Below are 19,452 nucleotides of genomic sequence, written 5' to 3'. Positions count from 1 at the left end.
CGGCCGGCGGTAGAGCGCGGGGGCGTTAGCCCGTCCCGGTGAGTTACCCATGTGCTTGCGAGATCATGGGTGGGCTTGTGTAAAGGAAGGAACGTGGCGTCGCGGATCGTGCGACGCCACGTTTTTTCATTGGGCGAAGTGTGCGGCGAGGGTCTCCGGCAGTCGTTCGGCGTGCACGACTGTCAGCCGCTGTGTCGCGCGGGTGAGTGCGACGTACAGGTCGTTGAGGCCGCGCGGGGATTCGTCCAGGATCGCCTGTGGCTCAACGAGATACACGCGGTCGAACTCGAGACCTTTCGCGTCGTGCACCGTGAGCACCTGAACGGATTCGCCTGCCAGGGAAGATAGTTCCGGCACGAGGGCGGCTGGAGCGAGGACCGCGCTGGTGCCGGGGCCGTGCTCGGTTTCGAGCAAGCGTGCCAGCTCGCCCGCCAGGTCGGCGGGCCGAACCCGGTGGGCGCGTGGGGGATTGCCGGTTTCGCGGACCGAGCGCGGCACCTGGGTGCCGGGATCGATCGCGGCGAGCACGTCGGCCGCGACCGCCATGATCTCGGCGGGGGTGCGGTAGTTCACGGTGAGCTCGGTGAGCTTCCAGCGATTGGCCACATACGGTTCGAGCACCCGCTGCCAGGACGACGCACCCGCCGGGTCGCCGGTCTGCGCCACATCGCCGACGACGGTGATCCAGCGATTCGGGATGCGCCGCATCACCATTCGCCACGCCATCTCCGAGAGTTCCTGTGCCTCGTCGACGATCACATGACCATAGGTCCAGGTCCGGTCGCCCGCGGCGCGTTCGGCGGTGGTCTGCCGGTTGCCGAATTCCTGGCGCTGGGCCAGCTGGGAGGCGTCGATCAGGTCGTAGGCCATCAGGATCTCGGGATCGAGTTCGTCCTCGATGTCCTGCGGTGCCGAACCGGTGAGGATGTCGAGGGCGTCCTGGGCCTCCTCGATCTGGGCCCGCCACCGGCGACGCGAGCGTTCGCGTTCCTCGGTGTCGTCGACGCCGAGCAGTTCGGCCAGCTCGTCGAGCAGCGGGGCGTCGGCCGCGCCGAACATGCCGTCATCGGAACGCACCAGCTCGGCGCGATCCGCACCGCTCAACGTCTTGGCCGCGCGGTCGAGGCGGGCGGGGTCGGCGAGCAGGTCGGCGAGCACTTCCTGGGGCGACAGCACCGGCCACAGCGCGCTGATAGCGGCCTGCACGTGCGGGTCGCCGCGCATCTCGTCGCCGATCTCGCTGAGGTCGGCGGAACTGAGCAGGCTCTTGCCACCGGACAGGTCGGCACCCATCGTCGCGGCGAGCTGATCGGTGAGCGCGTCGATCACCGACGACGCGAAGATCGGCCTGGCCAGGTTGTGCGGGCGCCGCGAGGAGCGGGCCCGGCCGCGGGCCCGGGTCGCGATCTTGCGATCCAGGGTCACCGGATAGCCGTCGAAAGCGAGGCGGACCGGTTCCGACGGCACTTCCTGACGGTCGCGCACGGCCTGCTTGAGCACCTCGAGCATGTCGAGGGAGCCCTTGATCTCCCCGGCGCGCAACGAATCCTCGCGTACCGCCTTCACACCCGGATACAGGTCGCCGATGGTCGACAACAGCACACCGGTCTCACCGAGTGAGGGCAGCACCTGGCCGATGTAGTCGAGGAAGGTGGCGTTCGGGCCGATGATCAGCACGCCGCTCTTGGCCAGCTGCTGACGGTAGGTGTAGAGCAGGAACGCCGCCCGATGCAGCGCGACCGCGGTCTTGCCGGTGCCCGGCCCACCCTGCACCACGAGCACGCTCTTGTGCTCGGAGCGGATGATCGCGTCCTGCTCGCTCTGGATCGTCTCGACGATGTCGTTCATGTGCCCGGTGCGGGCGGCGTTGAGCGCCGCCAGCAGCGCGCTCTCGCCACCGACGCCGTCGTCGGTGCCGACCACACCGTCGCGTTGGGCGGCACCGAGATCGAGGTACTCGTCGTTGATCGCGGTCACCGCTCGGTTGCGCGAGCGAATGTGCCTGCGGCGGGTGACGTCCTCGGGGTTGGCGGTGGTGGCCAGGTAGAACGGGCGGGCCATCGGTGCGCGCCAGTCGAGCAGCAGCGGCTCGTAGTCGTTGTCCTCGTCGAGGATGCCGAGCCTGCCGATGTAGCGCGCCTCCTCCTCGGTGCCATCGAGGTCGATCCGGCCGAAGCACAGACCGTGCTCGGCGGCGTCGTATTTGGACAGGTCCTCGCTGTAGAGCTGAGTGAACGACTCGCGTTCACTGCGCGCCTGCGGTGTGCCACCGGCTTCGAGGAGCACGGTCTTGAGCCGGTTCTGCGCGTAGTCGCGCATGCCGTCGAGCCGGTCGTAGAGCACCGAAACGTACTTCTGCTCATGTTCGATCTCGCGGTCGTGCGCGGCCGGGGAGGCGTCGGCGAGGCGGTCGGGCAAAACAGGACTCCTTTGTCACCGCGTTGAGAACAGAGTTGTCGAGTCTACGTGCCCGCCGGCATGGCCGCCGCGACCGGGAAGACTTCGTCGCCCAGGACCGGTGTGAAGTGTTCGACCACCGGGAAAGGCTCATAGAAGTGGTGCAACAGCGCACGCCAGCGCTGATATTCCGGCGACTCCCGGAATCCCACTGTGTGATCGGTCAGCCGCTCCCAGCGCACCAGCAACAGAAAGCACTCGGGCCGCTCGACACACCGCGACAACGACAACCCACCGAAACCGGGCATTCCCGCGATGATCGGATACGCCTGCGCGAAGGCCGCTTCGAAAGCGGCGGTGGCACCGGGGCGAACGGGTAACAGCGCGTGTTCGACGATCACGCCGACCAGTCTGTCAGGAGGCGTGGGTGTTGTTCGAGCGTCGATTCTGACCGAGACCGAGCTCACGATGCGCCGACGGCTTGTCGCGATACATCGCCAGGTCGGCGTCGTGCAGCACGGCCTCAGGGGTGCGGTTCTCGTGCGGGCCGAGTTCGGTGATACCCACCGAGGCGCTCACCTCGAGCCGGTGACCGCTGGCGATGATCGGTTCCGACATCGTGCCGCGCAGCCGCTCCACCAGCGCGGGCAGGTCGGCGCGCTGCGGATGACCGGACAGCAGCACCAGGAATTCGTCGCCGCCGAGCCGTCCTACCAGGTCTTCGCTGCGCAACGACTGCTGTAGCCGCTGGGCGACGATCTGCAACACCGTGTCGCCGATGGCGTGCCCGAGCGTGTCGTTGATCGCCTTGAAGCCGTCGAGGTCGATGAACAGCACCGTGGTGACCAGGCTGCCGCCCTCGTCGGCCAGCGCCGAGGACAGCTGCGACAGGATCAGGGACCGATTCGCGAGCCCGGTCAGCGCATCGTGGGTGGCCTGAAATTCGAGCTGGCGCCTGCTCGCCCGGAACTCGGTGATGTCGGCGAACGAGGACACCCCCGACGAATCCGGGCTGTCCGGGTTGAGCAGCCTGCAGTTGCACGACAACCACACCTGGTGGCCGTCGGCGTGCTCGACACCGAAGATGAACTGGGTGATCACCTCACCGGTCGCGAGCGTGTGCGCCATCGGGTGTTTTCCGGGCGGTAGCGGCCGTCCGTCGCTGTCGATCATCGTCATCGGCAGATCGTCGATGAGGCAGCCGAGGACCGGCCCGACGTCGTCGATGCCGAGTATGTGTATGCCCGCCGGGTTGATCGATTCGATCCGGCCCCGCCGATCGACGACGAGCACGCCCTCCTCCAGTTGGGAGACCACGGTGGTGAAATGTGCTTCCGCCCGCCGCGCCGATGCCTCGGCGGCTCGCTGCGCGGTGAGATCGTGCACCACCACCTGGTAGGCCGGTTCGCCCTGCCACACCGTGAGCACCGACACCGTCTGCACCGGCACCGCGCGCCCGTCCACCCGAACCAGGTCCATATCGGAGGGTGGCGAGGCCGATCCCTCGGCGGTGAGCTGGTTGATCCGGTCGAGCATGGCGGCCACGGAAGCGGGATGAACGAAGGTGGTGATCGACAAACCGAGTAGTTCTTCGGCCGAGCGGGCTCCGAGTAGGCGCACCATGGCCGGATTGACGTAGACGACGGTTCCGGATTCGTGCACACAGATGGCGTCGGGGGTGTGTTCGACCAGCGACCGATAGCGCTGCGCGAGTTGTTCGGCGCTCGCCGCGTCGGTCTTTCGTTCTCCCACTGCGAAACCCCCGATCTCGGCCTGCGTCGGCGGACGGCGTATCGGACTAGTCTGGTGATCCTTCATGAGATCCGCGAGGAGCGATGTGATACCGGACCTGCTCACGGGCGGCATGGCTCACCGCCTCGATTCTATGTCGATAGCCGGCATCGGTGTCGTCTCCGGTTACGGGTGGGGTCGCGAATTCCTGTGGCAGGGATTGCTGGGGGGTAAACCGGCGGCCCGTTTGTACCCCGGTTACGGGCCGGGACGCGATGAACACGCCTGGGTCGGCCGGATTCCCGACGGCGGTGACCCGGCGTACGGAACCGGTCTGTTCGGGCGTGCCGTGCATGCCGCGGCCACCGAGGCGATCGCCGACGCGCAGGCCCGCGGGTGGCGCCACGAAGGCCGCACCGTCGGCCTCGTCCACGCGTTCACCCTGGGCGATGTCGCCGACTGGCGCGATTTCTACCTTCGTGACGACGGCCACCGGCGCTCGCGTGACTATCTGCGGATGCTGCCCTCGACAGCCATCTCGGTGGTGATGCAGGAGTTCGGTTTTCATGGGCCCGCGATGAACGTGTCGGCGGCCTGCAGTTCGGGAAATGTCGCCCTGCTGACGGCGAAGATGTGGCGTGACGCGGGTCTGGTCGACGATGTTCTGTGCGTGACGACCGACCTCTCGGCCACCTCGGAAATGCTCGAACATTTCGTCGGTCTCGGTGCCGCGATCGCCGCCGCCGACCCGTTCACCGCCTGCAGGCCCTTTCAGGAGGGCACGCTCGGGTTCACCATCGCCGAGGCGTCGGTGGCGCTGCTGCTCACCGACGCGGTCGAGCTGCCCTATGCCCGGGTACTCGGCGGCGCGATGACCAACGACGCCTTCCACGTCGTCTCGGTCGATCCCACCCACACCCAGATCATCGCCTGCGTCCAGCGCGCGCTGGCGAACGCCGGGATCGATGCCGCCGACGTGGCGTACTACAACGCGCACGGCACCGGGACCCGGCAATGCGATGCCGCCGAACGCGACGTCATGACCACCGTCTTCGACGACCGTCCCGCCATCGCCGCGCTCAAACCGCTCACCGGGCATTGTCAGGGCGCGTGCGCGGCGATCGAAGTCGCCGCGATCGCACTGTCCTACGAGCGTGGCATCGCCGCATCGGCGCCGATCGTGGCCCCCGCGCACCCGGGACTGCTCGACGGCCCGACCCCGATGCTCGACGGTCCGACTCTCAAATTGTCGATGGGGATGGGCGGCAACAACGCGGCCGTAATCCTGGCCAAGGTTTGACGTCGCCGGTTCCGGCTCAGTCCTCGCCGGTCTCGGGTCCGCCGGCGAGGGCGAATCCGCCGGTCGTCGGCGCGTCCTGGGGGAGTGGCACCGCCCAGCGCAGCTGCGTGCCCGACATCTCCGGGTGGTTGCCGTCGGCGTCGGGGCGCTCGGCCGGACCGACCTCGAAGTGCCCGCCGGCCTCCTGTGCGCGTTGCTCGAGATTGCGCAGCCCGCTGCGGATGACGTGGTTCGGAATGCCCCAGCCGTTGTCGGACACCGTGATCACCAGATCGTCGGCCACCTCGATCACGATGGCGACGGTGTCGGCGCCGGAATGGCGCACCGCGTTGCTCACCGCTTCGCGCACCACCGCCTCGGCGTGGTCGGCCAGCTGCGGATCGAGGACCGACAGCGGGCCCGACACCTGGATCGTCGCGCGCAGGGCGATGTCGGCGGTCTGGCGCCGGATCGCGACCTCGAGGCGCTGCTGTAGCCCCTCGCTGTGGCCCGAGCCGCTGGCGTGGAGATCGAAGATGGAGGTGCGGATCTCCTGCACCACTTCTTGCAGATCCATGATCACCGTCGAAAGCCGTTGCCGCACTTCGGGAACCACGGCCTTGGGTAGGGTGGCCTGTACCGTGAGGCCGATCGCGAACAGGCGCTGGATCACATGATCGTGCAGATCGCGCGCGATCCGGTCGCGGTCGGCGACGAGGTCGAGTTCGCGCATCCGCTGCTGCGCGTCGGCCAGCCGCACCGCCAGCGCGGCCTGATCGCAGAACGCCGCCGTCAGTTCGAGCATCTCGTCGGAATACGGTGCGAAACCCGGCGGCCGGAACGTCACCAGGACGCCGAGGGTGGCATCGGGTGTGCACAGCGGCAGCACGAGAGCCGGTCCGGCGCCGGGCAGTTCGGCCACCGGGAACTCGACGCCCAGCGTCACCTCCGACACATCGTCGAAGCGCAGCGGTGTCCGTCTGCTGAACGCGTCGCCCACCACCGTCCCCGCGATCGGAATGGTCTGCCAGTCCTGGCCCGCGTCCGGGCCCGTCCACTGCGTGACCACCAATTCGCTGATCTCGCTCGGCAATTCGTCGGGTACGGGCACCGAGGCGAGAAACGCCTGATGCGATCCGGTCAGCCCACGCGCGTGATCGACCACATGACCCAGCACTCGGTCGGATTCGGTACCGGCGAGGAATTCCGTCGCGATATCGCGGGTGGCCTCGATCCACGCCTGCCTGGTACGTGCCTGCTCGTAGAGCCGCGCGTTGTCGACCGCGATGCCCGCCGCGGCCGCCAGCGCCAGCACCAGGACTTCGTCTTCCTCGGTGAACGGCTGCCCATTGGACTTCTCGGTCAGATAGAGGCTGCCGAACACCTCGTCCCGAATGCGTACGGGCACACCGAGGAACGTGTGCATGGGCGGATGTCCCGCCGGAAAACCGATCGAGGTTTCGTGTTGGGTGAGATCGGCCAGCCGCATCGGTGCCTTGTGTGCGAACACCGCGCCGAGTACGCCGTGGCCGGCGGGTAATCGCGCGATCCGGTCGCGGATCTGATCCGGCATGCCCTCGTCGATGAACTGCGCGACCTGCTGATCGTGGCCGCGTACCGCCAGCGCGCCGTAGCGGGCGTCGACCAGATTCATCGCGGTTCGCACGATGGTGCGCAGGGTTTCGTCCAGGTCGAGCCCCGCCGTGACGGTGAGCATGGCCTCGACGAGGCCATCCATCCGATCGCGCGAGCCGATCATCACCTCGACCCGATCGGCGACCTCGCCGAGCAGGCTGCGCAACATCTGCCGCGACACCGTCTGGTCAGCCGAATAGCGGCCGCCCCGACCGTCATTCGCCATCGCAGTATCCCGTCTTCGCAGCTCCTCGAGTGAGTCGCAACAAAGTCTAGTCCGCAATGAGGGGACTTTCGGCCCTTCACTCGCACCGGCGGTAGTGGTGGCATTGGGCACCGGGAATTGGGATCGAGAAGTGGGGCACATGATGAATTCGTTGTCGAGCACCCAGCACTGGACGACCGCCGCGGACCCGGAGCTGGCCGTGACCACGCGTGGCGAAGTACCGGCCCAGGACGTCACCCGTGCCGTCCGGGCCATCACCCGCGTCATGCGCAGGCATCACCTCGACAGCCCGGCCAGGGTGCGCGTCACCGCGCCGCAGGGCTACGACGAGCCGACCCTTGTGCAGGCCAATATCCGTACCAACGACACCTTCACCCGGGTCCAGGTCACCGGTCCCGGCGGTTTCGCGGTGACCTTCGCCGCCGAACGGCTCGACCGCCAGCTCGCTCGCCGCGCGGGCAAGGAAGCGCGCGGCGCGTGGCCCGATCCGGCCCGCCGCCCGCTGGCCCAGATCACCGAGACGCGGCCGATCATCCGCCGCAAGGACTGCGCCCTGATGACCGGCACCCCGCTGGAAGCCAGCACGGTCCTGGACGCGATGGACTACGACGCCTACCTGTTCACCGACGCCGACACCGGCGAGGACGCCATCGTCACCTGGGCCGACCCGCACGGTGTCGCGCTGGCCCGGCAGCGGCGCACCGCCGCGGCGGACCAGCCGGCCGAACTGCCGTTGACCGCGAGCGCGATGCCGGTGCGGGTGGTTCAGGACGCGGCTCCCGTCTTCGCCGAGGACGAGGCCTCCGACGCGCTGTGCGCCGCCGGACTGCCCTACCTGTTCTTCACCGACAGCCACACCGGCCGCGGGAACCTGCTCTACCGCCGCTACGACGGGGACCTGACCATCGTCGTCCCGTCCTGAGCTGTCACGGCTCGCGGAGTTTGGTCGCCAGGACAGCGGCCTGGGTGCGGCGTTCGACACCCAGTTTCGCCAGCAGTCGCGAGACATAGTTCTTGACCGTTTTCTCCGCGAGGAACATGCGCGCGGCGATCTGCCGGTTGGTCAGGCCCTCACCGAGCAGTTCGAGTAGCCGGCGTTCCTGGTCGGTGAGCCCGGCCAGTGGCCCTGATGGTTCGGCGCTGCGGCGCAGCCGGGCGCGCAGCGCGTCGGCCGCGCGGGTATCGAGCAGCGAGTGGCCCGCGCCGACCTGTTTGATCGCGTCGGCCAGTTTCATCCCGTCGATGTTCTTCACCACATAGCCGCTGGCACCGGCCAGGATGGCATCGAGCATCGCGTGCTCGTCGGAGAACGAGGTCAGGATGAGGCAGTGCAAGTCGTCGAACTCGGCCAGCAGGTTGCGGCACAGTTCGATGCCGTTGCCGTCGGGTAACCGCACATCCAGGACCGCGACGTCGGGGCGAGCCTCGCGGATGCGCACCATCGCCTCGGCGACGCCGCCCGCCTGACCGATCACAGTGAGTTCTGGATCACCCTCGAGCAGGTCGATCAACCCACGCCGCACGATCTCGTGGTCGTCGACCAGGAACACCTCGAGCACGTCGGCTCCTTCATCATGTCGAACGATCCACCCTTGTGGTCCAACATAATCCGCGCATCTGGGTTGTGGGGCGGGTCGGTGAACGAGGTTCGTCACGTCCCCTGCGCAGCGCGCCCCGTCCCGGGGTCCGTTCGCCCCGCGCACCGAAACTTGTCGGACCCCCCGCCTAGCATTGTCAGCGGGGGATTATGTCCGGTCGGCGGATGACGATGGAGAAGGGATTCACCAGGTGGCGGAACGCCTCACTGTGCGCGGAGCTCGGGAACACAACCTGAAAGGTGTCGACCTGGATTTGCCACGCGACAGCCTGATCGTGTTCACCGGTCTGTCCGGTTCCGGGAAGTCGAGCCTGGCGTTCGACACGATCTTCGCCGAGGGGCAGCGCCGCTACGTCGAATCGCTGTCGGCCTACGCGCGACAGTTCCTCGGGCAGATGGACAAGCCGGATGTCGACTTCATCGAGGGCCTCTCGCCCGCGGTGTCGATCGACCAGAAGTCGACCAACCGCAACCCGCGGTCCACGGTCGGCACCATCACCGAGGTCTACGACTACCTGCGCCTGCTCTACGCCCGCGCGGGCACGCCGCACTGCCCGGTGTGCCACGAGCTGATCGAAAAGCAGAGCCCGCAGCAGATCGTCGACCAGGTGCTCGCCATGGACGACGGCCTCAAGTTCCAGGTCCTCGCGCCGGTGGTACGTACCCGCAAGGGCGAGTTCGTCGATCTGTTCGACCAGCTCAAGACCCAGGGCTACTCGCGCGTGCGGGTCGACGGCGTGGTGTATCCGCTCACCGATCCGCCGAAACTGAAGAAGCAGGAGAAGCACGACGTCGAGGTGGTCGTCGACCGGCTCTCGGTCAAGGCCGCCTCCAAGCAGCGCCTCACCGACTCGATCGAGACCGCGCTGCGGCTGGCCGACGGCATCGTCGTGCTCGATTTCGTCGACCGCGACGAGCACGCCCACGACCGTGAGCGCCGCTTCTCCGAGCGCCTGGCCTGCCCCAACGGCCACCCGCTCGATATCGAAGACCTCGAGCCCCGCTCGTTCTCCTTCAACTCGCCCTACGGCGCCTGCCCCGACTGCACCGGCCTCGGCATCCGCAAGGAAGTCGACCCGGAACTCGTGGTGCCCGATCCGGACCTGAGCCTGGCCGACGGCGCGATCGCCCCGTGGTCGCGCGGGCAGACCGCCGAGTACTTCAACCGGTTGCTCGCCGGCCTGGCCGAGGCGGTCGGCTTCTCCATGGACACCCCGTGGCGTGACCTGCCGGCGAAGGCGCGCAAGGCGGTGCTGGAAGGCAGCTCCGACCAGGTGCACGTGGCCTACACCAACCGCTACGGCCGCAAGCGCTCCTATTACGCCGATTTCGAAGGTGTGATGCCGTTCCTGCAGCGGCGCATGGACAACACCGAGTCCGAGCAGATGAAAGAGCACTACGACGGCTACATGCGCGATGTGGCGTGCCCGGTCTGCAACGGCTCCCGGCTGCGCCCGGAGATCCTGGCCGTCACCCTGGCCGCGGACGGCACCGACAAGTCGATCGCCGAGGTCAGCGAGCTGTCCATCGGCGACTGCGCGCACTTCCTGAACTCGCTCACGCTGGGGGAGCGCGAGACCGCGATCGCCGGTCAGGTGCTCAAGGAGATCCAGGCCAGGCTCGGCTTCCTGCTCGACGTCGGCCTCGAATATCTGACGCTCTCGCGCGCCGCCGCGACCCTGTCCGGCGGTGAGGCCCAGCGCATCCGGCTGGCCACCCAGATCGGATCGGGCCTGGTCGGTGTCCTCTATGTCCTCGACGAGCCGTCGATCGGCCTGCACCAGCGCGATAACCGCAGGCTCATCGAGACGCTGCTGCGCTTGAAGAAACTGGGCAACACCCTGATCGTCGTCGAACACGACGAGGACACCATCCGAGCTTCGGACTGGGTGGTCGACATCGGTCCGCTGGCCGGCGAACACGGTGGCCGGGTGGTGCACAGCGGCCCGTATGCCGAACTCCTGGAAGTGCCCGAATCCCTCACCGGCGCTTACCTTTCGGGCCGCGAGCAGATCGAGCTGCCGCTGGTGCGCCGCGCGATCGACAAGAAGCGCAGGCTCACCGTCGTCGGCGCCACCGAACACAACCTGCACAACGTCGACGTGGCGTTCCCGCTGGGTGTGCTCACCGCGGTCACCGGTGTCTCGGGTTCGGGTAAGTCGACCCTGGTCAACGACATCCTGGCCACCGTCCTGGCCAACAAGCTCAACGGCGCCCGCCAGGTGCCGGGCAGGCACACCAGGATCAACGGCCTCGACAACCTCGACAAGCTGGTGCAGGTCGACCAGTCGCCGATCGGTCGCACTCCCCGCTCGAATCCGGCCACCTACACCGGCGTCTTCGACAAGATCCGCACCTTGTTCGCCTCCACCACCGAGGCGAAGGTGCGCGGCTACCAACCCGGCCGGTTCTCGTTCAATGTCAAAGGCGGCCGCTGCGAAGCGTGCTCGGGCGACGGCACGCTCAAGATCGAGATGAACTTCCTGCCGGACGTCTACGTCCCCTGCGAGGTCTGCCATGGCGCCCGCTACAACCGGGAAACCCTCGAGGTGCACTACAAGGGCAAGACCATCGCCGAAGTGCTCGATATGCCGATCGACGAGGCCGCCGATTTCTTCGAGGCGATCACCTCGATCCACCGCTACCTCAAGACACTGGTCGAGGTCGGCTTGGGTTACGTGCGGCTCGGCCAGAGTGCGCCGACCCTGTCCGGCGGTGAGGCCCAGCGGGTGAAACTTGCCGCTGAACTACAGAAACGATCCGCCGGGCGGACGGTCTACATCCTGGACGAACCGACCACCGGTCTGCACTTCGAGGACATCCGCAAACTGCTCAAGGTGATCAACGGGCTGGTCGACAAGGGCAATACGGTGATCGTCATCGAGCACAACCTCGATGTCATCAAGACCTCCGACTGGGTCATCGATATGGGTCCCGAGGGCGGTTCCGGCGGCGGCACCGTGGTCGCGACCGGCACGCCGGAAGACATCGCCGCGGCGTCGGACAGCTACACCGGGCAGTTCCTCAAAGAAGTCCTGGCAGCGCCCGCGCCGAAGAAGCCCGCACCGAAGAAGGCCGCCGCGAAGAAGGCAGCCGAGAAAACCGCCCCCGCGGCGAAGAAGGCACCGGCGGAGACGACCGCGGCCAAGCGGTTGGCGCGAAAGGCGGCCGCGCTGCGCTGAGCCGGGCTACCTTCCTTTCGAGACATCCCGGCAGGGACTTTCGGAAACCGCCACAAAGTGAAACAGCCGTAGGTAACATTCGCCTCACCGTCCCCGGAATACCGGGAAGTAGCGGTTTGTCGACGGCTCGATCGTCGTGTAGCTCGAAAGGAACGTCCTCATGGATGAAGCCACCACGGCGCTCATCGCCCAGATTCTCGGTTTCCTCGCAGGCGGGTCATCGCTGGCTTACGAGCCCACCAAGCCGACTGTCTGACCTGGATTCGAAAGGAACGCCTGTAATGGATACCGGAAGCGCGGCCATGATGGCCGCAATCGCGAATATGATCACCTCCGGCTCGGCCGTGTCGGTCACCCCCGGCGGTCCTACTCCGACTCCGACCCCGACCCCCGTGGTCTGAGTCGCGACTCCGTTCGCAGCACAGAAAAGATCCGCCGACGCATCGCGTCGGCGGATCTTTTCGTTGACACCGAACTCAGTGCACCGGACCGGTGTACTTCTCGCCCGGACCCATCCCCGGCGCGTCCGGCACCGAGGACGCCTCGCGGAACGCGCGCTGCAGCGCCTGCAAGCCCTCGCGGATCGGACCCGCGTGCGGGCCGAGGTACTCCACCGACGCCGTGACCAGCCCGGCCAGCGCGGTGATCACCCGGCGCGCCTCGTCGAGATCGACGCCAGCGCCCGAATGGGGGTTCTCCCCGGCCAGGCCCAGCTTCTCCGCGGCCGAGCTCATCAGCATCACGGCGGCCCGGCTGATCACCTCGACGGCGGGGATGTCGGCCAGGTCGCGCACAGGGGGATCGAGCTCGTCAGTCATGCTGATCAGGCTATAGCGGGCCCGATTCCGGATGCTCGCGCCCGGCTGATTCGGTGATAGCCCAACGCCATGCTAGACTTTCCGCTGACGACCGCCCCTGGATGTGTCATGCATCCGTGGGGCAGATAAGTGGAGCCCGACTCCCACCGTTACCGGCGAGCAATCGTTCGGATATACGGTCCCGGTCACCCGCTCATTGTGGTGGGTTTCCCGTGTGCCTGGCACGCGGGGGTCGACAACCGAGCTCGTGAGGGCATCGGCTGTGGGCGATCGGTCGACATCGGGCCCCGTCGCGGAGAAATACCGCAACGGGGCTTTCGTGTTGAAACAGGGGTTGCAGTTATTGCGTGCGGTCGTTAAGACGACACCGCTTGACCTAGGAGGCCCCATCAGCACTGAGACCCGCATCAACGATCGCATCCGTGTTCCCGAGGTTCGTCTCATCGGACCCGGCGGCGAACAGGTTGGGATCGTGCGTGTTGAAGATGCACTACGCGTCGCGCTCGAAGCCGACCTCGACCTCGTCGAGGTAGCACCCGATGCCCGTCCGCCGGTCTGCAAGATCATGGACTACGGCAAGTTCAAGTACGAGACCGCGCAGAAGGCGCGTGAGTCCCGTAAGAACCAGGTCCAGACCGTGATCAAGGAGCAGAAGCTCCGTCCGAAGATCGACGACCACGACTACGAGACCAAGAAGCGCAACGTTGTTCGCTTCCTCGAAGCCGGGTCCAAGGTCAAGGTCACGATCATGTTCCGCGGTCGTGAGCAGTCGCGTCCCGAACTCGGCTTCCGGTTGCTCCAGCGTCTGGGCTCCGACGTGGCCGATCTCGGATTCGTCGAGACCTCGGCCAAGCAGGACGGCCGCAACATGACCATGGTCCTCGCTCCCCACAAGGGTGCGAAGACGCGGGTGAAGGCCCAGCAGGACTCCTCGGCACCGGCGGCGACACGTGCGCCGCTGCCGACCGGTCCCGCCGGTGCCGAACCGGCCGCACCGGTCGAGCAGGCAGCACCGGTCGAGCAGGCCGCGCCTGCCGAGCAGGCTGCGCCGGCCGACCCGCAGTAAACGATTTCAACGACTAGATAGAGGAATCCATGCCGAAGAACAAGACCCACAGCGGCGCCAAGAAGCGATTCAAGGTGACCGGCCGGGGCAAGCTGCTTCGCGAGCAGGCGAACCGTCGCCACCTCCTGGAGCACAAGTCCTCTCGCCGGACTCGTCGTCTGGAAGGCACGGAGTCCGTCGCTTCCGTCGACGTCCCCCGCGTGAAGCGGCTGCTCGGTCTCGCCTGACCTTTCCGGTCAGCTCGACCGTCGCAACCCGACGATTCCGCGGCCGGGATAACCGGACGCCGACAACTACCGAATTCGGGCGCCGCCGCGCCCCCAGATGATCAAGGACTACCAAAGTGGCACGCGTCAAAAGGGCCGTCAACGCTCAGAAGAAGCGCCGTTCCATCCTCGAGGCCTCCAAGGGCTACCGGGGCCAGCGTTCGCGCCTGTACCGCAAGGCCAAGGAACAGCAGCTCCACTCGCTGACCTACGCCTACCGTGACCGCAAGGCGCGCAAGGGTGACTTCCGCAAGCTGTGGATTGCTCGTATCAACGCCGCCGCGCGTCTGAACGACATCACCTACAACCGCTTCATCCAGGGCCTCAAGGCCGCTGGTGTCGAGGTGGACCGCAAGATCCTCGCCGAGCTCGCTGTTTCCGACGCCGAGGCCTTCGCCGGCCTGGTGGCTGTCGCCAAGGCCGCACTGCCGGCCGACGTCAACGCCCCGGCCACCGCTGCCTGAGCTTGACAACACACAGTGATCTGTCGGAACGACCCGTGGACGCGCTCTCCGAGCGCAATCCGCGGGTCGTTTCCGCTGTCAAGCTCCAGCGCGCGGCCCAGCGCCGCAAGTCCGGCCTGTTCCTCGCCGAGGGCGCCAACGCCGTGTCCGCCGCGCTGGCGACCGGCCGGGTCCGCGAGATCTTCTACTCGCTCGCGGCCGCCGGTCGGGATAACGCGCTGATCGCCGGTGCCACCGCCGACGGCATCCGCACCACGCTGGTCAGCGACCGCGCCGCCGAACATCTCGGCGAAACCGTCACCGCGCCCGGCCTTGTCGCTGTCTGCGAGCTCCTCGACGTGCCGCTCGGCGAGATCCTCGACCGCGGTCCGCGCATGCTCGCCGTTCCCGTCGAGATCGCCGAACCCGGCAACGCGGGCACCCTGATCCGGGTCGCCGATGCCGTCGGCGCCGATGGTGTGGTGCTGGCGGGGGAGACCGTCGACCCACACAACGGCAAATGCGTGCGCGCCAGCGCGGGCAGCCTGTTCCATGTCCCGGTAGCCCGCAGCCGCGATATCACCGCGACTCTCGACGCGATCTCCGCCGCGGGCGTGACGATCCTCGCGACCGCCGCCAACGGCGAAGTCGACCTCGACGCCGCCGATGACATCCTGCGCGGACCGGTCGCCTGGCTCTTCGGCAACGAGGCCCACGGCCTCGACCCCGCCGTCGCCGCCCGCGCCGACCACCGCATCCGCATCCCCATCCACGGCCGCGCCGAAAGCCTGAATCTGGCTGCGGCAGCGGCGATCTGCCTCTACGCCAGCGCGCGCGTCCAGCACGCGAAGTAGTTCTTACGACGGCGCGCTACGGCCACGCAGACGTTCGATCTGGGTGTGGCTGAGCTGCTCGGCCTTGCGCATGTGCTCGGTGATCACCGTGAGCTCGTCCGTCGTATGGGTGTCGAGTAGCGCCTCCCAACCTTCGCCGAGGTCGTCCCACACGGCGGTGACGCGGGCGACGCGATCAGGTACGGGGGAGACCAGGACCCGACGGCGATCCTCGGCGTCGGGTTCGCGCACCACGTAGCCGTCGCGTTCGAGCCGGTCGACCAAGCGGGTGGCCGAGCCGGTGGTGAGTCCGGTCATGTCGGCGATCTGCTTGACGGTGAGTGGCTGCGGCTCGGCGGTGAGCAGGCTCAGGCATTGCAGATCGGTGGGGTGCAAGCCCAGATGGTCGGCGACAGCCTGGTTGAACAGGACATACGAGGCCATGTACTGCCGCGAGACGCGCGACAACTCCGCGTAGCGGGCACGTCGACTCCGCTCTGTCATCCGGATCACACTCCTAATCAGCTGCGCGGCGCAGTTAAAACGGTTAGATTGCTGCGTGGCGCAGTTAATGCGCCGCACAGTAAAATCATACCGGAGGAGACATCATGCTCACCATCGCAGTCACCGGCGCCACCGGCGCGCAGGGCGGCGCCACCGCTCGTGCCCTGCTCACCATGGGTCATCGCGTCCGCGCGCTCACCCGATCTCCCCAAAGCCCGGCCGCTGTCGCGCTCGGCGATCTCGGTGCCGAGGTCCGTTATGCGGACTTCGGCGACCGCGATTCTCTCGATGCCGCCCTGGCGGGCGCTGATTCCCTGTTCGCCGTGACCACGCCCTTCGGCACCGACACGACCGTCGAGACCCGCCATGGCATCACCTTGGTCGACGCCGCTGTCGCCGCGCGCGTCGGCCACATCGTCTTCACCTCCGCGGCGCACGCCGACCGCGCCACCGGAATCCCGCACTACGACAGCAAATTCGCGATCGAAGAGCACCTACGTGCGAGCGGTGTCCCGTGGACCGTCATCGCACCCGCCGCCTTCATGGACAACTACGCCACCGGCTGGACCCTCGACGCCCTCCGGGACGGCACCTTCGCCTGGCCGATGCCCGCCGACCAGCCGCTCACCCTCATCTGCGCCGAGGACATCGGTGCCTTCGCCGCGCTCACCTTCGATCGCCGTGCCGAATTCGCGAACCGCCGCATCGACCTGGCCGCCGACGAACTCACCCCGACCCGACTTGCTGCCACACTGGCCGTCGCCATCGATCGCCCGATCGCGCACCACGAAGTCCCGCTGTTCGTCGTCCGCCGCCACTCCGAAGATCTGGCCGCCATGTTCGAATACTTCGGCACCGTCGGACTCGATGTCGACGTCACCGGCCTGCGCCGCGACTACCCGGACGTCGCCTGGCACTCGTTCGCCGACTGGGCCCGCGGGCAGAACTGGCCCGCCCTGCTCGCGCGCTGAACGGTTTCAGCACTCGGGCGCGGTGGCGCTGTGCAGGTCGTTGAGAATTTCGGTGGCCCAGGGGAGTGGGATCGCGTCGCTGCCCGCGACTTGCATCGCGGTCATGATCGTCAGCAGCATCCCGGTGGCGACGAAGCGGCGTGATTGCAGGGTGTCGGCGCCGGTGAGTTCGCCGATCAGGCGATACATCCGCCCGAAGCGTTCCCGCATGTGGTCGCCGATCGCCGGATCCGCACTGGCGGCGGCGCCGTGCAGCAGGACGAGGGGGAGTTCGCGTTCGGCCAGGAAGACGTCGAAGCCGTGGCCGAGGGAGCGCAATGCCTCCGCGGTGTCGGCATCGGGGGCGATCTCGGCGTCGCGGAACACCTGCTCGATGCGGGTGCACACCTCGAGCAGGCAGGCGATGAACAGCTGCTGCTTGGTTCCGAACAGGCGGATCACGTAGGGCTGCGACACGCCGGCCAGCCTGGCGATCTCATCGGTTTTCGTTGCGGCATAACCCGTTGCGGCAAACGCTTGGATCGCGGCTTCGAGCACCTGGGCGCTGCGCTCGGTCGCCGTCATCCGGGTTCTCGTCATGGGCGCCACTGCCTCCTCGTTCGTTTGCCTCTTGACATGTTATCAGCCGATGCATAACCATGGACAGGGAAGTTATCAGTCAATAACAACTAAGGGCTTGGCATGACGCAGACACTCGAATCCGGCGACGCGCGAGCCGCCGTTGCGCCCGCGAACCCCGGGGTGAAGAACAAGCCGCTCGGCGCGGTCATCGCCGCCGTCGGCATTCCGATGTTCATGGTCACGTTGGACAACCTCGTCGTGACGAACGCGCTGCCGGTGATCAAAACCGAACTGGGAGCGTCGCTTTCGGACCTGCAGTGGTTCATCAACGCCTACACGCTGTCCTTCGCCGCGCTGCTGCTGTCGGCGTCGGCCCTGGGTGACCGGATCGGCCGTCGCCGCGTGTTCCTGGCCGGTATCGGGATCTTCGTCGTCGCCTCGGCGGCGTGCGCGCTGGCCACCGAGCCGTGGATGCTCATCGCCGCCCGCGCGGTGCAGGGCGTCGGTGGCGCGGCCGTCATGCCGCTGTCACTCACTCTGCTCGCCGCCGCGGTGCCCGCGACGATGCGCAGCGCCGCGATCGGCATCTGGGGTGGGATCGCGGGCCTTGGTGTCGCGGTCGGGCCGGTCGTCGGCGGTGCGGTGGTCGACGGCCTGAACTGGCAGTGGATCTTCTGGCTCAATGTCCCGATCGGTCTGCTGGCGCTGCCCTTCGCCGCCCGCATGCTCGCTGAATCACGGGGCGCGGCGAGGAAACTCGACTACCTGGGCGTGCTGCTCTCCGCCGGTGGCGTGCTAGCGCTGGTGTGGGGTGTCATCCACGGTGCCGAAGATGGCTGGACCGCACCGCAGGTCCTCACCGCCCTGATCGGCGGCACCGCGCTGCTCGTGGCGTTCGTGGCCTGGGAAACCTACGCCACCGACCCGATGCTCCCGCTGCGCATGTTCAGATCCCGCGGCCTGAGCCTCAGTTTCATCGTGTCCTTCGGCTTCTCGTCCGGTGTCTTCGGCTCGATCTTCCTGCTCGCCCAGTTCTTCCAGGTGGTGCAGGGTTACTCGCCGCTGGAATCGGGGATCCGTACGATGCCGTGGACGATGGTCCCGATGGTCGTCGCACCACTGGCCGGCCTGATCGTCGACCGCGTGGGCGCCCGCACGCTCATCGCGATCGGTCAGCTCTGCCTGGCCGTCTCCCTCGCCTGGATGGCGATGATCACCACCGCCGACGTCCCCTATCTCGCCTTCGTCGCCCCCTTCGTCCTCGGCGGCATCGGCATGGGCCTGACCTTCGCCCCCTCCTCCACCATCGTCATGGCCAGCGCATCGCCGGCTGACCAGGGCATGGCCTCAGGAATCAGCAGCACCGTCCGTGAAGTCGGCGTAGCCATGGGCATCGCCGTCCTCGCCTCGGTCTTCGCCTCCTACGGCTCCTATACCGACCCCCAGTCCTACGTGGACGGCTTGGTCCCGGCGGTCTGGGTCGGTGCGGCCCTGGTCGCCTGCGCCGCGGTGGTAGCGGCCTTCCTTCCCCGGCACACTCACCCCGCGGAATAGCCGCTGATCGCAGACGGATCCCGGAGCAGGTGGTTGTCGCCGAACGGCACGACAACCACCTGCTCGGCATCGTCGTAGATGATGTCCCCCGGCGCAGCGGAGTCCAACCGCTCCCACCCGACTCCGTGCGCATCGAGAATCGCGAGATATCCCTCGACCCGCTCGATCATCGACACCGCACTCGACTTGAACCACGAGGCCGCGCCCGGATACAGCTCACGGTCGTACACGCGCGGATCCACCTGGCTCGGATTCGTCAGATTCTCGCTGAACCAGTCGTTTCCGCCACGGCGAAACCGCACCTCCCGGGCACTCAATTGCCCTGCGGCCCATAACCCGTTCACCAGGCCGAACACACCCGGATACCGACCGTGTCGATGGGGTCGCGC

At 67.3% G+C, this 19,452-nt stretch carries 18 protein-coding genes; 9 read left to right on the top strand and 9 right to left on the bottom strand.

Annotated features, from left to right (window positions below; all coding sequences use genetic code 11):
* Positions 1-126: 126 nt before the first annotated feature.
* Genes ACFWO8_RS22760 through ACFWO8_RS22750 form a run of 3 tightly spaced genes read right to left on the bottom strand, consistent with a single transcriptional unit; the run spans position 127 to position 4,149 of the window.
* Positions 127-2,418, bottom strand: a complete 2,292-nt coding sequence (locus ACFWO8_RS22760; RefSeq protein WP_378956548.1) for a HelD family protein — start codon at positions 2,416-2,418, stop codon at positions 127-129.
* Positions 2,419-2,462: 44 nt separating this feature from the next.
* Entirely contained in the window at positions 2,463-2,798 is a 336-nt protein-coding gene (locus ACFWO8_RS22755; RefSeq protein WP_378956533.1) for an antibiotic biosynthesis monooxygenase family protein, read from the bottom strand.
* Positions 2,799-2,811: 13 nt separating this feature from the next.
* A complete protein-coding gene (locus ACFWO8_RS22750) occupies positions 2,812-4,149 on the bottom strand; it encodes a diguanylate cyclase domain-containing protein (protein ID WP_378956490.1) in 1,338 nt (445 codons plus the stop codon).
* A 133-nt stretch (positions 4,150-4,282) separates the two neighbouring features.
* Here ACFWO8_RS22750 and ACFWO8_RS22745 point away from each other — a divergent pair, with 133 nt between their 5' ends.
* Positions 4,283-5,428, top strand: a complete 1,146-nt coding sequence (locus ACFWO8_RS22745) for a beta-ketoacyl synthase N-terminal-like domain-containing protein (RefSeq protein WP_378956445.1) — start codon at positions 4,283-4,285, stop codon at positions 5,426-5,428.
* A 16-nt stretch (positions 5,429-5,444) separates the two neighbouring features.
* On the opposite strand, the gene ACFWO8_RS22740 is transcribed toward ACFWO8_RS22745, so the two are convergent.
* Complete coding sequence (locus ACFWO8_RS22740; RefSeq protein WP_378956422.1) at positions 5,445-7,268, bottom strand: GAF domain-containing protein; 1,824 nt, start codon at positions 7,266-7,268, stop codon at positions 5,445-5,447.
* 139 nt (positions 7,269-7,407) lie between these two features.
* Between ACFWO8_RS22740 and ACFWO8_RS22735 the strand changes: the two genes are divergently transcribed.
* A complete protein-coding gene (locus tag ACFWO8_RS22735) occupies positions 7,408-8,190 on the top strand; it encodes a sigma 54 modulation/S30EA ribosomal C-terminal domain-containing protein (RefSeq protein WP_378956406.1) in 783 nt (260 codons plus the stop codon).
* Between the two features lie 4 nt (positions 8,191-8,194).
* Here the strand turns inward: ACFWO8_RS22735 and ACFWO8_RS22730 are convergent, their stop codons facing one another.
* Positions 8,195-8,827 (bottom strand): response regulator transcription factor, encoded by a 633-nt coding sequence (locus ACFWO8_RS22730; protein WP_056824462.1) that lies wholly within the window; start codon positions 8,825-8,827, stop codon positions 8,195-8,197.
* Positions 8,828-9,056: 229 nt separating this feature from the next.
* Here ACFWO8_RS22730 and uvrA point away from each other — a divergent pair, with 229 nt between their 5' ends.
* Positions 9,057-12,047, top strand: coding sequence for an excinuclease ABC subunit UvrA (gene uvrA / locus ACFWO8_RS22725; protein WP_378956381.1), 2,991 nt, complete (start codon positions 9,057-9,059; stop codon positions 12,045-12,047).
* Between the two features lie 476 nt (positions 12,048-12,523).
* Here the strand turns inward: uvrA and ACFWO8_RS22720 are convergent, their stop codons facing one another.
* Positions 12,524-12,865 carry a DUF1844 domain-containing protein gene (locus ACFWO8_RS22720; RefSeq protein ID WP_378956366.1) on the bottom strand — a complete coding sequence of 114 codons (342 nt, stop codon included), beginning with the start codon at positions 12,863-12,865 and terminating at the stop codon, positions 12,524-12,526.
* A 334-nt stretch (positions 12,866-13,199) separates the two neighbouring features.
* Between ACFWO8_RS22720 and infC the strand changes: the two genes are divergently transcribed.
* The 4 genes from infC to ACFWO8_RS22700 all read left to right on the top strand — a co-directional run bounded on the left by infC (position 13,200) and on the right by ACFWO8_RS22700 (position 15,494).
* Positions 13,200-13,931 (top strand): translation initiation factor IF-3, encoded by a 732-nt coding sequence (gene infC, locus ACFWO8_RS22715; protein WP_378957514.1) that lies wholly within the window; start codon positions 13,200-13,202, stop codon positions 13,929-13,931.
* Between the two features lie 29 nt (positions 13,932-13,960).
* Complete coding sequence (gene rpmI, locus ACFWO8_RS22710; protein WP_056824456.1) at positions 13,961-14,158, top strand: 50S ribosomal protein L35; 198 nt, start codon at positions 13,961-13,963, stop codon at positions 14,156-14,158.
* A 116-nt stretch (positions 14,159-14,274) separates the two neighbouring features.
* The gene (rplT, locus tag ACFWO8_RS22705) at positions 14,275-14,661 is read left to right on the top strand and encodes a 50S ribosomal protein L20 (protein ID WP_019046423.1); all 387 of its coding nucleotides are present in this window, start codon (positions 14,275-14,277) and stop codon (positions 14,659-14,661) included.
* Positions 14,662-14,696: 35 nt separating this feature from the next.
* Positions 14,697-15,494, top strand: coding sequence for a TrmH family RNA methyltransferase (locus ACFWO8_RS22700; RefSeq protein WP_378956341.1), 798 nt, complete (start codon positions 14,697-14,699; stop codon positions 15,492-15,494).
* 3 nt (positions 15,495-15,497) lie between these two features.
* On the opposite strand, the gene ACFWO8_RS22695 is transcribed toward ACFWO8_RS22700, so the two are convergent.
* Positions 15,498-15,977 (bottom strand): MarR family winged helix-turn-helix transcriptional regulator, encoded by a 480-nt coding sequence (locus tag ACFWO8_RS22695; protein ID WP_378956320.1) that lies wholly within the window; start codon positions 15,975-15,977, stop codon positions 15,498-15,500.
* Between the two features lie 104 nt (positions 15,978-16,081).
* On the opposite strand from ACFWO8_RS22695, the gene ACFWO8_RS22690 reads away from it, so the two are divergent.
* Complete coding sequence (locus tag ACFWO8_RS22690) at positions 16,082-16,948, top strand: NmrA/HSCARG family protein (RefSeq protein ID WP_378956286.1); 867 nt, start codon at positions 16,082-16,084, stop codon at positions 16,946-16,948.
* A gap of 6 nt (positions 16,949-16,954) precedes the next feature.
* On the opposite strand, the gene ACFWO8_RS22685 is transcribed toward ACFWO8_RS22690, so the two are convergent.
* Positions 16,955-17,527 carry a TetR/AcrR family transcriptional regulator gene (locus ACFWO8_RS22685; protein WP_378956270.1) on the bottom strand — a complete coding sequence of 191 codons (573 nt, stop codon included), beginning with the start codon at positions 17,525-17,527 and terminating at the stop codon, positions 16,955-16,957.
* Between the two features lie 102 nt (positions 17,528-17,629).
* Here ACFWO8_RS22685 and ACFWO8_RS22680 point away from each other — a divergent pair, with 102 nt between their 5' ends.
* Positions 17,630-19,063 (top strand): DHA2 family efflux MFS transporter permease subunit, encoded by a 1,434-nt coding sequence (locus tag ACFWO8_RS22680; protein ID WP_378956255.1) that lies wholly within the window; start codon positions 17,630-17,632, stop codon positions 19,061-19,063.
* Here the strand turns inward: ACFWO8_RS22680 and ACFWO8_RS22675 are convergent.
* A complete protein-coding gene (locus ACFWO8_RS22675) occupies positions 19,048-19,293 on the bottom strand; it encodes a hypothetical protein (RefSeq protein ID WP_378956246.1) in 246 nt (81 codons plus the stop codon). The two genes, ACFWO8_RS22680 and ACFWO8_RS22675, sit on opposite strands and share 16 nt — an antisense overlap.
* Between the last annotated feature and the right edge of the window lie 159 nt (positions 19,294-19,452).

The sequence above is a fragment of the Nocardia sp. NPDC058480 genome (assembly GCF_042720495.1).
Taxonomy (GTDB): domain Bacteria; phylum Actinomycetota; class Actinomycetes; order Mycobacteriales; family Mycobacteriaceae; genus Nocardia.
The sequence above is the reverse complement of the archived record's forward strand: the minus strand, read 5'-3'. Positions and strand labels throughout refer to the sequence as shown.